General features: G+C 55.8%; 7 protein-coding genes. 2 read left to right on the forward strand and 5 right to left on the reverse strand.

Translation table 11 applies throughout. The annotated features are described in order from the left end of the window. The first annotated feature begins 96 nt into the window (after window positions 1-96). Together RSX24_RS20415 and RSX24_RS20420 are read left to right on the forward strand one after the other, a co-directional pair. Entirely contained in the window at window positions 97-702 is a 606-nt protein-coding gene (locus RSX24_RS20415; protein ID WP_236414620.1) for a TetR/AcrR family transcriptional regulator, read from the forward strand. 87 nt (window positions 703-789) lie between these two features. After that, on the forward strand, window positions 790-1,245 hold the full coding sequence (locus tag RSX24_RS20420) for a DoxX family protein (RefSeq protein ID WP_236414622.1): 456 nt from the start codon (window positions 790-792) through the stop codon (window positions 1,243-1,245). A gap of 130 nt (window positions 1,246-1,375) precedes the next feature. On the opposite strand, the gene RSX24_RS20425 is transcribed toward RSX24_RS20420, so the two are convergent. From RSX24_RS20425 to RSX24_RS20445, 5 genes are all read right to left on the reverse strand, one after another. Further along, the gene (locus RSX24_RS20425) at window positions 1,376-4,192 is read right to left on the reverse strand and encodes an alpha-mannosidase (protein ID WP_343261661.1); all 2,817 of its coding nucleotides are present in this window, start codon (window positions 4,190-4,192) and stop codon (window positions 1,376-1,378) included. After that, entirely contained in the window at window positions 4,189-7,416 is a 3,228-nt protein-coding gene (locus RSX24_RS20430; RefSeq protein WP_343261662.1) for a beta-galactosidase, read from the reverse strand. Before RSX24_RS20430 ends, RSX24_RS20425 begins: the two co-directional genes overlap by 4 nt. Further along, window positions 7,413-8,732 carry a glycoside hydrolase family 125 protein gene (locus RSX24_RS20435; protein ID WP_343261663.1) on the reverse strand — a complete coding sequence of 440 codons (1,320 nt, stop codon included), beginning with the start codon at window positions 8,730-8,732 and terminating at the stop codon, window positions 7,413-7,415. The genes RSX24_RS20430 and RSX24_RS20435 overlap by 4 nt, the downstream gene beginning before the upstream one ends. A 246-nt stretch (window positions 8,733-8,978) precedes the next feature. Then, the gene (locus RSX24_RS20440; RefSeq protein WP_343261664.1) at window positions 8,979-12,287 is read right to left on the reverse strand and encodes an alpha-mannosidase; all 3,309 of its coding nucleotides are present in this window, start codon (window positions 12,285-12,287) and stop codon (window positions 8,979-8,981) included. 4 nt (window positions 12,288-12,291) lie between these two features. After that, complete coding sequence (locus tag RSX24_RS20445; protein ID WP_343261665.1) at window positions 12,292-14,628, reverse strand: glycoside hydrolase family 3 N-terminal domain-containing protein; 2,337 nt, start codon at window positions 14,626-14,628, stop codon at window positions 12,292-12,294. Window positions 14,629-14,649 lie beyond the last annotated feature (21 nt).

Genomic DNA, 14,649 nt, shown 5'->3' on the forward strand with positions numbered 1-14,649 from the left:
AAATTATAAAAAGCTTTGCAACTATAAAACAAACCGCTTGTCGGTTTATTATATACTTTTGAACGACCCGCACAGAAACCTTAGGAGGAGAAACTCTTGAAAAATGAAGACCGCAGAAAACAGACCATCGCCCAGCTTCTGGGATCGACAAAGGAATTGCTGCAGGATAAGGGATGCCATGCCATCACTTTAAAAGAAATTATGCAAAAATCGGGACTTTCCAAAGGCGCCATCTTCCACTATGTGAAAAGCAAGGACGAAATCTTCGTCTGGATTCTGAACGAACATTTGGAAAAGATACACGCTTCCTTCCTCGCCACCGTCCATCACGCCAAAGTAAAAACGTTCCAGGAACCGATGGATATCATCCGTTTGAATCTAACAGGACTCGAAGAAAAGGAAAATATCACCAACAAAATTTTATTGTATTTATTCGGGAAAGAAGAGGATGCCCCTCTGGTTTCTGAAGCACTACAGCAATTTCACGAGAAATCGGTCAGTTATTCAAGGCAATGGATCGAGCTTGGGCAAGAGCATGGTGTCATCTCTAAATCGGTTCATGCGGAACAGATGGCAGAATTGTTCGTGCTGCTCTCCTTGGGAATGCGAATAAAAAGCTCGTATGGTTCGAAAGACACATCAAGCTTGGGCTCTAACGAAGTATCCCAATTTATAGCCCGCATGCTGACGCAGCAGGATTAATCGGAAAGCCGATCGTTTTTTTCGGCTGATATTATTCAAACCATGCGCGTCATTATTGAAGATAAACATTGATAAGGAGGAAATTACATGGCACCCTTATTGACCCTCTGTACCACTTTTTTGCTGCTTCGCGGACTTGGTTGGATCGGAGTACCTATGCTGGATCATTGGCATCCTGCCCTCCAAGGGGGCGTTGCCTGCATGTTTCTGCTGACCGCTTCTGCGCATTGGGGGAAACGAAGACCCGACTTGGTACTTATGGTGCCTCCGGGTTTGCCATATAAGGAAGGCATCGTGACTTGGACGGGAGTCCTTGAGATTGCGGGCGCCATCGGCATTCTTATTCCCGGCACCGCCTGGCTGGCTTCCAGCGGTTTGCTCTTAATGCTCCTGTTGATGTTCCCGGCAAATGCATATGCGGCTCGAAAAAAAATGTCCATACACGGAAAGCCAGTATGGCCGTTCTGGCCCCGTTTAATGCTCCAATTGATCTTCATCGCGGCTGTTATATTAGCTTCCCCCCTGTTCCTGGAAGGCGCTTAACAGCGCAGTACGCTCTTTAGAAGCATTCTTGCAGGTGAAGAGGAAGAGGCGAGCCGCCAGGATTCGGCGGCCCGCCATGATGTTTAATGCGCATGGTTTCGGGAAACCATAACCATGCTTCCTTCGTTTTTTATCGCCGGATCCCGATCGTTATGATTTCGCAAGGCCCCGCTGACACCAGCCAGCTTTCTCTTAACATGGACGTGCCTTCCTTCTTCTCCGGTGCGTGCGCTCCGATTGGAGCCGCTGACTCGCCCGGGATCTCCAATATGTTGCTTTTGTACAGTGCTGCTCGGGGTTGGGCATCCGCCTTAGGGAGCGTCACCTTCAATGCCGTGCCTTCACCCGTCATGTTGTACCATCGCAGCATCAGGTCACCCGTCTCTTCGTTCACTTTCAATGAAGAAAAAGCAACCCCTTCTCCATGCCAATCAAACGGAGCGTGGCAAGATGCAAGCGTGCCCGGATGAACCCCGGTTTGTGCCGCCGTCCACGGAATCTGGAATTGGTATGCTGTTCTATACGCACCGTTTGTCGCTCCATTCCCGTCATGAGGGATCAAGCATAAATGAAATTCATGCTCTCCTTGGCACTGCGCCTCCGGTGTCGGAAAGTATCCCCAGTCGCCGAGCTCGCCTACGGCACGCAGCAACGTCACGGCAATCGTATTGCGTTCATCCCGCAGCACTTCATACTCGTTCAACCCAAGGTTCGCAACGGTAAGTCCGGCCTGTTCTCCACCAACATCGACAAAACATTGCTGATGCTGGGCATTGCTCGGGTTTTGCCATTCGGAAGCCGGTATGTTGTCACGCGTTGCGATTTCGAAAATCGAATCGACGCGGTGCACGTCAGCCTCAAGATCGGTCGGGAAAAGCACGCGAACCCGATGATCGCGAGCATGATTGTCCAACTTGACCGTCATTTCAACGCCTTCGCCATTCCGTTCAAGCGATACGCGGGTACGGATCGTAAGAACTGTGGTCTTGTTGGAGCGATTGGCTTTCCGATTAGGGTAATAGGCCAATTCTCGCTGTTCCTCATCCAATTTGGCATCGGCAGATTCCGGTATGCTCCATTGATGAACGATCTCATAAGCGGCCCGATAAGGGGTGTCTTCCACGACATGAATATCTGCACGCAGATCCCGAGTCGTCAGCGGAGCTTCTCCATCCGGCTGGCGGAACATATACTCGTTGCCGATATCCCCGGTATTTTCGAAAATGCCCTGATCGTTATAGACTTGGCCGGTGCGTTTATCCTGAATCGAAAATGAACCGTTGTCCGCAATGCGCACGATGAATTTGTCGTTTTCCATCCCACGGTCATGGCGCAGCAAGCTGGATTCACCGTTCAGGCTTCGGTCTGCCGTCGCCCTGCCACGCTCATCTCGTTCTGCACGGTCGGCTTTCACCAAAGCATACGTTTTCCATCCCAAGGCGGGAACCTGCCCGGCTTCGAACGTCAATTTGACGCGCCGGCTGCTGTACGGCTGGCGGAACCGGTCATCGGGCAGGTCATACCCGAATTGCAGCCCCATATCCTCCAGCGTGCAGTCTACTTGGCCTCCCTGATCATCTACCAATAGATATCGGGATAGATCAATGGATTTCATGCGGAACGCATTTTCTTCCAGACCAAGCCCATCCCTAAAATAAAGCCGGGCTGCGTCCATTTCCATCTGCACGACGCCGCTGCGCACCCACCCCGACGTGTTGAACACGACCAGTGGACGAGCATCGTTTCCGTATTCACCCAACCGGCGGGTGTCTACGGCTTCCGCAATAGCCCTTGAGCTGTCTTCAATCAGCGCTTCCGCCGCATGGCGACTCTTGTCAAAACGCGTGACCATCTCGCGATGCACTTCGTCCACGCTGCAGCCGCAAATGCTGTCGTGCGGATGGTTCTGCATCAGCGTTTTCCAGGCATAGTCCAACTGATCATGCGGGTAAGCATGGCCCAACGTGCAGGCAATAGATGCCAAGGGCTCCGCTACCTTTTCCAATAATGCCTGCCCCTTTTGGTTCATTTGCTTCAAATACACGCGTGCGGAAGCGGTGTTTACGAGCGTTCCCCAGCCGTCGGTGCGCTGGCTGCGCAGCTCGCCTTTGACGACGGACAGCTCACGGCTGGAGGATGCCTTCAGCGCATCCAAATAATCCTCCAGGCTGGAATGCACGAATTCAACGTCAGGGTGCAGCTTGCGGGCTACACGCAGCGCTTCGGGCAAATCCAGCTGGATCGGTTGATGGTCACAGCCGTTCATGTATAACAGCTCGTCGGTGGACGCATACTTCACCGCATCGGTAAGCTTGGTATGCCAATACGAGCGGGCCGATGCTTCGTCTGCCGGAATCTCGTTGCCGTTGGAATACCAGTTGGCAAACAGGATGCCGAGCACCTGCGAGCCGTCCGGACCCTCCCACGTCAACTCCGAATAGCTGGACTCATACCCTTCGTCGGACACGGTATTGTTGAAGCCCGTCGGTTTGACGCCTCGCCCGAAAAAAACGTTGTCGATGCCGGATTGCCGCATCAGCTGCGGCGTCTGGCCGACCAGTCCGAACGTGTCGGGGAAATACCCGATTTTGGCCGGCATCCCGTAACGTCTCGCATCACGGTGCCCGGTCTGCATATTGCGCACATGGGCTTCGCCGCTCGTCAAAAAGGCATCCTGCAAAATATACCATGGTCCGATGATGATCCGGCCGCTGCGGATATGGTGCTCCAGCCGCTCTCTCTGCCCTGGGCGTACCTGCAAATAATCCTCGATGATGATCGTCTGCCCGTCCAAATAAAAGCTGCGGAACTCCGGCTCTTCGTCCAGCCGATCCAACAGGGAATCCATCAGGCGCACGAGGCGCATGTGATGTTTTTCGTAAGGCAAATACCATTCGCGGTCCCAGTGCGTGTGGGAAATGATGTGGGCTCTTTTGGATGTAGTCATGTGGTCTGTCTCACCTCGGCATCAAGTTGTGTAATTTCGACTTCTTCAGGACGGTAAACCGCCTGTAACTGACCGGATGCATCCGCGGCAAACAGGACGCTGCGATTGCTCTCCAGCACGAAGGAATACGTGGCTCCCGTGCGGGCATCCCGCACGCAAACTTCGGCATCCCGGCCATACTCGGAAACAAACACATACAGGCTTCCTTCCGCAAATGTCAGCTTACGGCCATACACCCCGGCAAGTTCGCCTCCGGTCAGCCATTCCATATCGGAAACGATCCCCGCCGAATGCATGGCATACCGATACATGGCCGCGAGCGCTTCTTCCCGTTCGTTCAGCTCCAGCGGCAGCGGGCACCAGATCAGCTTTCCTTGACCCAACGTCACCTTTGTAATGGAGTCTAGCTTTGCTTTGCTTCCATCCGTTTGATTATGACCGTTCCCGTTCACGAGGACCTCTTTGCACACTTCGGCAATACGGCGGCGACCATAGGCAAGCGCATAAGAGGTTCCGTCGATATCCAGCATTTCTTCGCGCTGCACGTTACGCTGCTCACGTTCGCCGACGAGGAGGTCTGCACGATCCGTCTTCTTCCAGTAGGCATCCAAGCCGAGCGGCCCGGTAAACAGCAGCGTGGCCCCTGCCTTCTCCGTGAACGATAGCAATCGTTCCAAAGCACCGCTGTCCATATTGTGCGGACTCGGCACGATGATCAGCTTCGGCGGATGTTCTTCCAAATGCGCCAGATGGTACTCGGACATGGCCCTGAACGGTTGTTTCAGTTGATAGGCCAACACTCTCGTAAGCTTGGTCGTGGCATCATAGGCAAGCGCGCGATTGGAAAAATCGTTGGAATACGGGAATACCACCGCGATATCCTCCAGCTCACGTTCCCGGAAAAGATCGCGAATGCCGCCCATGAAACGGCCGAAATCATAGGATACGTCCGCCTCCGGCTTCTCTGTGCCATCCGCCCTGAGCGCACCGATATGGGATTCGTTGGCATTGTCCATGTAAAAATTCGTGTTCCAGATCCATTGCACGGCCCCCGCGCCGCCTGTGGAAAAAGCATACGCGTATTTCCGTTCCAGGATGCTGCGCAGTTCCTCCTCCGTGCGTTTGGCCCGGCCGTCCGGCGTTTCGACGTACATTATGCCCGTTTCCTGGATCAGGTTCGGTTTATGCGGCGTTTTCGCAAAAATGCCATCCCATACGAGATCGTCGTTGAGCCACCACGAATGCACGGTCGTGTAGTCCACTTCGCTTTCATAGAAAAACGGAGAGGGCCGCTGTGCGCCCAGCGCTTCATCTTGTCCCACCGTCACGAGGTGATCGGGCACCAGATCCTTGATCGTTTGCACGAGTTCCCGCGCCCAACGGTTGTGCATCTCCATCGAGAATAGGCAATAATCCAGCCAGCGGGTTCCCTTTTTGGCCTGATGCATGTCCTGCACGTCGAAATTGATCTCTTCGGCTTCGGGGATGCGAGCGGCTTCAAAGTTCGGCAGCTGCGCCGGAGACATGTTCCACGCTTCCTGCAACACCTCGATCGTGTCATGACGTTCACGCAGCCATTGCACAAACGCCTGCTGTTCGTGCAGATCCCTAGATGAGCGTGGCCCGCTGGAGAAAATGCGCGCCGGATCGAACATCGAAGGTTCGTTGATCAGGTCCCAATCTACATGCGTCGCATGGGTATAACGACTGACGATGCTGCGAATGAAGCGTTTCTGGGCTTCAACGCTTTGCGGGTCCAGATACGGATTCGTCCCTTCCCATGTCTCTGGCGTAAATGAAAAGAAGGTAAACGTCACGCGCAACCGGTGGCGCTTCGCCGTGAGCAGGAAGGCGTCGATCGATCGCAGCACCTCTTCCGACATGTGGCCGTCCACCTGCATCATGTTGCGGTAAGCGGTCCAAATGCCGGTGCGAATCCAGTTGATGCCCGCTTTGGCCATCTGGGCCATGTCCCGGTCCCATACCTCGGCGTTGGGCAGGAACAGGAACTTTCGGGCCACGTCGGATGCCATGTACGTCATGCCCACTACGGGAAGCGGGCGACCGCCCTGCAGGAAGTAATCCCGGCCGCGAGTCAGCAGCTCCCCTGCTGCGAGCAATTCAGCATCCTGTCCCCAGAAGCCTTGGCGAAGCATGCGTGTTTCGCCATCCGGTCCCGAAGCCTGGCACACGATCCGATAAAGCCCGTTTTGAATCTCAAACGGGAGAGGAATTCGCGCAAAACGCTGTTCCCCCGTCAATGCCAGCTCCAACTGGTGATGCCATACTTGTTCAGCCTGACCATTTTCAGGGTCTGCCCGCTCTACTGCAAGTTTAAATATCCATGTTTCCGCCGTATCCATGCCAACGCTGCCGCGGGCTCTATGCTGCAAAATTTGTCCTTGCAGCGTCAGGATCGCCCGTTCTCCGGGTTCATACGAAGCATAGTTCGGCTTCAGCGAAAGCTCGGTCACACCTTTGGCGCAAAACTTCGCCCACCTTGCGATCTCTTCCACTCCATCCTGCTGCCAGAATAAATCGGTTAAGGGTGCATGAACGAATAGCCAGCGCGAGCCGGCAAACGTACCGCGGGAATTTTCCCACAAGACGACAGGGGCGGACACGCTGCGGCCATCCGTGCTGATTCCTTTGAGCAGGGGATAAATCTGGGTGCTCATCGGACCGGCGGAACCCATCTGGTGGGGCAAATCGCTTGATTTTGTCGTATGCGGAACCAGATTCCACGTCGGCGCAACAGGAAACAAGCCTTGTCGTCCCTCCAGCAATGGTATGCTCGTGGACGGCTGCAAGCTAGCCACATTGTCCCCCGATACGCGCAGCGTTTCATGGATATAAAGCTCCTGATGATATGCCGTCTGTTCCGACTCCGCCACCCATGCATCATGCTCGCGCCGAACCGGCCGCTTGAATGGTGCGCCGCCGACGCTGACCAGGCTTCCTCCTTGATGAAGGAAATCGCAGATCGCCTTCCAGGCTGACTTCGGAAAATAAGGCGCATGCAGATTCACCAAACAACCTTGCCCATTCATCGATTCCAAGGCAGCTGCTAATTCATCCGCACGGACGACCAAAATGCCCTCCGTTTCCGGCCAGTTCTTTTGCTCTTCCGGCGCAGGCAGAGCGATCTCGGCCGGAAAGCCGGGATCGCACAACATGACGATCGGCGAGGCGGATTTACGTTTTTGCGCATCGTTCAGGCTCATAACAACCCATCCTTCATCGCTTTATAGACCAGCTGGGAGAACAAGCTGTTGGACCAGGCAAACCATTTCCGCGTAAACACCGTCGGATCATCGGCATGGAAGCCTTCATGCATATATCCCGTATCCGCATCCGTCGCTTCCAGCAATCGAATCATCTCCAGCTTCTCTTCGGCCGAGGTGGCCGTCAGTCCTTGCATGGACAATCCCATATGCCAAATATAATCCGGCGGCGTATGCGGGCTGCCGAGGCCCTTCGCCACTTTGCCTTCATAATAGAACGGATTTTCTTTACTGAGGGCAAAGCGCCGCGTATTCTGGTACACCGGATCATCCGCAGTTACGTAGCCGAGGTACGGAATGGACAGCAGGCCAGGCGTGCCGGCGTCGTCCATCAGGCAATAATTGCCGAACCCGTCGGTTTCGTAGGCATAGATCGGGCCGAATTCGGGATGGCGGTAAATGCCGTACAGCTCGATGCCATGGCGCACTTCCTGCTCCAGCTGTTTCAGCTCTTTCAGCAAAGCCATGTCACGGAACACCCACTCGGCGAATTCCTGCATCTGGCGCAGCGCTACGACGGCGAACATGTTGCCTGGAATGTTGTAGTGGAAATCGCAAGCGTCATCGCTGGAACGGAAACCGGACCAGATCATGCCCGTGTAATTGACCGGCATGCCTTGCCCGTTGTTGCGGATAGAGTCCGTCGGAATGCCATTATCCCTCGTGAAGCGATATGGAGACTGCTCCATATGCCGCTGCTCCGTTTTGAACAGGTCCACGATTACACGCACGGCTGCTTTGAAGCTGGCATCGAAAATGTCGGTCAGCTCCGTTTCTTTCCAATACAAATAGGCGAGCCGAATCACGAAGCATAACGAGTCGATCTCGAACTTGCGCTCCCACACCCAGGGGGACATTTCCGTTTCATCCGTCGTGTTCCAATGCCAGTCATTGGCCGATTCGTTGAACGCGTTGGCATACGGGTCGATCTGCACGTACCGGATGTGGCGTTTGATCAGACCGCCGATGATTCGCTGCAGCTCCGGATCTTCCTTTGCAAACGGCACGTAATGGACCACCTGTTCCACCGAATCGCGCAGCCAGCAGGCAGGAATATCACCCGTGATGACAAAGGTCGTGCCATCGTTCATCAGTTTAGTCGTCGTTTCCAGCGTATTCGGGAAGCAGTTTTTGAACAGCTGGAGCAGCTTCGGTCTGTGAGCCAGCTTATCGTCCGCCTCGGCGAGTACCGCTTGAACCGATGGCGGCAGGGCAACCGGAGGCATCGGTATTTTGGGTAATCTGAATTGTTCCATGGTCGCTTCTCCTTTAATCTTTTTCCGTTATTTAAGCCGGACTAATGAATCGCACCAGGACACTTCGAGTGCAGTACCATCTTCCGATCACTGTTATCCCCGAATTTTTTGAACCCCCTTGTCAAGGGGAAAATCCGGTGATAAGACTACGCTTCCGATGGAGCTTTCTTTCAGAAAGCTTTTAGGACCGCTCCGCTTCTCCAGATTGGTTCTGCCTCTCCGTTGATGTGCTTATCTCAGTTCCTCTTATATATCGCGCAAAAGTACGGTTTTGATTTCGTACGGTGCGAAATGCAGTTCAATCTGCCGGTCGTTGGCTTCAAGCGGCTCTCCAACCTCTTCCAACGCATTGGAGAGATAAGCCTGCCCGAAGGCATGAGGCCATCTCAGGACGATCCGCTCGCGCGAGCCCGCCGATTCATAAAACCGGAGCACCGTGCCGTTGCCATCCTCAGCCGTTTTGACTGTATCCAGAATGACGTGTTTGCTGTCCAGCCGAATCCAAGCATCCCTGTCAGATGATGGACTTAACGCTGTATTTACCGCGCCATCCTTGTCTTCTCCTTCGATCCGCATTACGGCTGCTTCACTGTTTAGTTCGGATGCCCGGCGCACCGTATGCGCGCTTCGCCAATCCCCTTCATGTGGATACAACGCATACGTAAAGTGATGCTCGCCCAGGTCTGCAGTTCGGTCGGGCCATCTTGGCGCGCGCAGCAATGAAAGCCGGATGGTGCTTCCCTGCACGTCGTATCCGTATTTGCAATCATTCAGCAAACTGACGCCGTACCCATGCTCGGACACGTCCACAAAGCGATGCCCGCATACTTCATACTGGGCTTGCTCCCAGCTCGTATTGCGATGCGTCGGCCGCTCCAGCGCGCCGAACGGGATTTCGTACGTCGCCTTGGACGTCACCACGTCGATGGGAAAGCCCACTTTGAGCAGCTTGTGCTCTTCCTTCCAGTTCACCTGTGTTTTGAAATCGATGCGGCGGTCATGATGGTAGAACACGATGTCCTGCGTAATGAACGAATCATGCAGCCGCCAGCGGAAACGCAGCACGTCCTTCGTCCGGCCAGCGAGTACCCACTTTTGCTCCAGCAGCTCGGCTTCGCCAGCAACTTGATGTTCATAACGGCTGTCGATATCCCAAGCATCCCAGAGCGTCGGACGGTCATGGAAAAAATAAAACCGGTTGCCTCCCTCCCCGGGCTTGAGGACGTTGCGCTTCGCCGTTTTGTCCCATAAGCGGATGATTTCGCCATTGGCATTGAAGCGTACCTGATAGAACGGGGTTTCCCAGGTATCCACGAATTCGCTGCATCCTGGGCTCGGGTCAATCACTTGCTGTGAATTGTCTTCTCTCGGTTCAGCATGTGTTTCCATCGACGCGGCCAACTCCGCCATAGGTTGTTGCCGGGAATCACTTTCCGCCAACGCATCTTGATTCATGCCGTTAACCGTTCCAGCATCCCGCTGACCATCTGTGCCGTAATGGGCTTGCACATCGCAGGCCGTTAGCCAGATGACGCGATATCCGAAGGCCGGAATATCCTCGACGCGTACAGAAATGCCATCTTCTCCAACATCCATAGGCAATTCCTGTCCGGCACCGTCTGTGACGACATAGACTTTTGTTTTTGCCTGTACATCTATATCGTGGCTGTCCGTTCCCGGCAGCTTCACCACCGGGCTGCGTTTCCAGCCGAAGCCGTTGAACACCGCGTATGGCACGCCGTCCCCCGGCCTGTTCACATCCATGCCTGCGGCCAGGCAATGCAGTCCTTGTGCAAGCCCCTGTTCTCCCAGCTCCATAACGCGCACATACTCCTGCTCGGAAGTCACGTAAGACTCGGTAATGGCCGAACCTGGGATGATGTCGTGGAATTGGTTAAGCAGGATCAACTTCCAGCCATCATGCAAACTCGAACGGAGCGAGGTATCGCTTTGCTCATCCAGTTCCGGCCGAGCCAATACATGCCACAGCTCCGCTTCCCGGTACAGATTCTCAGCCCGGCGATTATGCTGCTTGTTGCGGGCGTGCGTGGTGTATGTGCCCCTGTGCAGCTCCAGATACAGGTCGCCATGCCACGCCGGAAGCTCCGGCCCCCGCTGTTCGATCCCTGCGAAAAAAGCAGCTGCCGTGCTGTAACGCTGGCTCGGCTGGCCGACCATCAGCTCGGTGCGCTGCACGTACTCCAGCATTTCCCGGGTTACGCCGCCCCCGCCGTCTCCATGCCCGTACAGCAGCATCTGCTCGGGATGTTCGGCTTTTTGGCGGTACGACTGCCAATGGTCGTGAATGTCCTTGGGCAGCGTGTGCTCATTGACGCCATGATTGAGGTAGGACAAAATAGCCGTGCCGTCAATCCCTACCCAATGGAACAGATCATGCGGAAACACATTGGTATCGTTCCAGCCCAGCTTGGTCGTCATGAAGTAATCCACGCCGCCATGCTTCAGGATTTGAGGCAATGAAGCGCAATACCCGAACGTATCCGGCAGCCATTCGATCCGCGACGTCTTGCCGAATTCCTCCTGATAGAAACGCTGGCCGTACAGCATTTGGCGCATCAGCGATTCGCCGCTCGGAATGTTCAGGTCAGGCTCCACCCACATGCCGCCAACGAGCTCCCAGCGCCCTTCGGCAATCCGGGCTTTGACCCGTTCGTACAATTCGGGATCGTTCTCCTTCAGGAAGGCATACAGCAAAGGCTGGCTTTGCGTATACATATAATCGGGATATTCGTTCATCAGAGCATCGACGGTGGAAAAGGTGCGGCTGGTCTTGCGCACCGTTTCCCGCACGGGCCATAACCAGGCAATGTCGATATGGGATTGGCCGATCATATGCTCCAGCCCCTCCGCATTGCCGCCGATGCCGCGCACGTTCGTACGCAATTGCTGCTCAATCGCTCGGATGCCTTCACCCTGCTCGATCTCCTGTTTCGTCATGCCCACGAAAGCATCCATGCCCTGGTGCAATGCTTCCAGCAAACGCACCCGGCGCAGCTCAGCTTCCGGCATTAGCGCCGCCGAATCACGCACGATGGTGACCGTGTACATCAGACTGCGCACCGCCTCGTTCGGTCGGACCAGCAAACTTGTCACGGACGTAATCGGCGGTTGGATCACCGCTTGATGGTTGAGCGGATCGACGGGCTCCGGCACAGGATCGAACAGTTCGATTTCCAGCTCGGGGCGATCCCCGATCCGGGAAGCATCCAGCGTCACGTAGGTATGATTGCGATCCAATCCTTGATAAGAGCACCCATTAACCCTTAACAGCCCTTCTCCTCCAGACTCGAATACAAGGCCGAAGGGAGCATCCCTCCATGATTCCGGAATTTCCAGTCGTGTCCGAAAAAAATACGTCGTGCCCTGCACGCTGGGGAAAACATCCAAGCCTTCGCCCTCGGTATACGCCGTCTCTTCCTCGTATTGTCCCGGCAAAACATAATTGGCGCGGCGGATCTCCCAGCTGCGCAATTCCCGCTGTTCCAGCCATTGATGCCGGGACAGCTCGGCGATCCATCGTTTGATACGTTCCATGTTCCTATCCCTCCCTTACGTGCAGTTCCGCATATTGCGTATCGTTCACGTTTCTGCCGATATGGACGCGAAACAGCCCTGGCTCGACAACAGGCTGCAGATGCCGGCCAATGTATTGCAGCTGCTCCGCCCCGACGCAAAAGCTAACCGTCTTCGTTTCGCCGGGCTCCAGCATGACCTTTGCGAATCCCTTCAGCTCCTTCGTCGGACGGGTCATCTCGCTGGTGACGTCGGTGACGTACATCTGCACCACCTCGGCACCGCTTCGCGGCCCCACGTTGGTTACCTCTATCAATACCGTAACCGTTTCGTGCAACGTAATGGATGCGGCATCGAGCTTTGGCACGCCATACTCGAAGGTGGTATAGCTAAGCCCGTATCCGAACGGATACCGCGGCTCCAGGTCTTCCTCCAGATACCGTTTGCCGCGCGAACGTTTGCCGTTGTAATAGACCGGCAGCTGGCCGACATGCTTCGGAATGGAGATCGTCAGCCTGCCGGACGGATTCACGTCGCCGAACAGCACGTCGGCGACGGCATGGCCGCCTTCCTGACCGGGATACCAGGCCTCCACGATGGCATCGGCGTGTTCATCCACCCATGGCTCCGCGATGGGACGGCCGTTGATATACACCACGATCAGGTTTTTGCCCAGCTTGCCGATTTCCTGCATGAGTTGCAGCTGCACGCCGGCCAATCCCAACGTCATGCGGTCGATGCCTTCCCCGCAGTCCATGTCGTTCCACGAATGGCCTGATACGACAGAAGCTCCTGTTCGGAGGTCGATCGTGCCCTCGCCGAAATCGCGCGCGCTGGAGCCGCCCATCACCATGATGACCGTATCTGCGGCTTCCGCCGTGGCGATTGCATGCTCGAAGCCTTCCGCAGCATCCCCTTTGATGCGGCAGCCTGGCGCATACAGGACCCCGTCGTCCTGTTTCGCCCGCTCATCTTTCAGCGCCTCGTGCGAGACGGCCACTTTGGCGCGAATGCCGTCCAGTACGGTGACGACCCGCGATCTTGGCTGGGGCGATGTATAGTCCCCAAGCTGGTTGTAAGGCTGATCGGCGTTTGGCCCGATCACTGCGATGCGTCCTGCCGAAGCCGTGGACAACGGCAGCGTCTTATGCTCGTTTTTGAGCAAAACGATGCCCTCTGCTGCCAGCTGGCGAGCCAGCCGCACATGTTCTTCGCTGCCGATCACGTCAGCGGCCCGGTCCGCATCCGCATAAGGATGTTCGAACAGGCCCAGCCTGAATTTCAGCGTCAGCACCCGGCTTACGGCCTGGTCCAGCTCATGAGGCTCGAGCTTGCCTTCCTGGACGGCCTGCACCAGATATTGCCCGAACATCGTGCCGGACATCTCCATGTCGATCCCGGCCCGCAAAGCCTGCACCGCTGCATCCTTGCCGTCCACCGCCACGTCATGACCGCTGGCAAGCATGTCGATGGCGCCGCAGTCCGTAATGACCAGACCGTCGAACCCCCATTGCTCGCGAAGAACGCCATCCAACAGTTCCCGGTTTACCGTGCAAGGCGTACCATCAATTTCGTTGTAAGCCGGCATCACCGATTGCGCGCCAGCCTGCACCGCTTTCCGGAACGGGTACAAATCAACCTCCAGCAGCTCGCGCCACCCCATATGCACCGGTCCGGCATTGCGCCCGCCTTCCGAGCTGCCATAACCCACGAAATGCTTAAGCGTAGCTGCGAGTGCATCTTCCGCGTCGAGCCGTTCGCCTTGCAGCCCCTCCACGGAAGCGACCGCCATTTCCCCGATCAGGAACGGATCTTCGCCAAAACATTCCTCCGTGCGTCCCCAGCGCGGGTCGCGAACCACGTCCAGCACCGGGGAATACGTCACGGCTCCCCCCTGTGCCCGGGTCTCCCTCGCAACGGCACGGCACATCTCCCGGTAAAGATCGACGTTCCATGTGCTGCCGAGCAGCAGCGGGACCGGAAATACGGTACCGCCAATCGCCATGTGGCCGTGAGAGCATTCTTCCCCGATGAGCAGCGGAATGCCGAGCCGGGAATGCTTCACGGCGTATTTCTGGATCAGGTTGATCGCTTCGGCTCCTTCCCGTGCGGACAATCCGGTGTCTAACGCCACTCCTGTCCACGGATCGGCGCGCAGGGTGCCGTACAGCGAGCCGATGCCTCCGCTTGCGATCTGATCCTTGAATGCTTCGGTCAGCGTGATCCGCCCTGCCTCATGGCTGTACACTTGCCAGCCGAAAGGCTGGACAAGCTGGCCTACCTTTTCTTCCGTCGTCATCAGGCTCAGCAGGTGGTTCACCCGCTCTTCAACCGGTTTGCTGGGATCCTTGTAGATCATCATTGTGTGAACCGCTCCTTCCAT

It is taken from the genome of Paenibacillus hubeiensis, from assembly GCF_032334105.1.
Lineage (GTDB): Bacteria > Bacillota > Bacilli > Paenibacillales > Paenibacillaceae > Paenibacillus > Paenibacillus hubeiensis.

Excerpts from the sequence above, each read along its gene's own strand:
- RSX24_RS20420 (WP_236414622.1), top strand. The coding sequence starts at position 790 with ATGGCACCCTTATTGACCCTCTGTACCACTTTTTTGCTGCTTCGCGGA.
- RSX24_RS20425 (WP_343261661.1), bottom strand. The coding sequence starts at position 4,192 with ATGACTACATCCAAAAGAGCCCACATCATTTCCCACACGCACTGGGAC.
- RSX24_RS20430 (WP_343261662.1), bottom strand. The coding sequence starts at position 7,416 with ATGAGCCTGAACGATGCGCAAAAACGTAAATCCGCCTCGCCGATCGTC.
- RSX24_RS20435 (WP_343261663.1), bottom strand. The coding sequence starts at position 8,732 with ATGGAACAATTCAGATTACCCAAAATACCGATGCCTCCGGTTGCCCTG.
- RSX24_RS20440 (WP_343261664.1), bottom strand. The coding sequence starts at position 12,287 with ATGGAACGTATCAAACGATGGATCGCCGAGCTGTCCCGGCATCAATGG.
- RSX24_RS20445 (WP_343261665.1), bottom strand. The coding sequence starts at position 14,628 with ATGATGATCTACAAGGATCCCAGCAAACCGGTTGAAGAGCGGGTGAAC.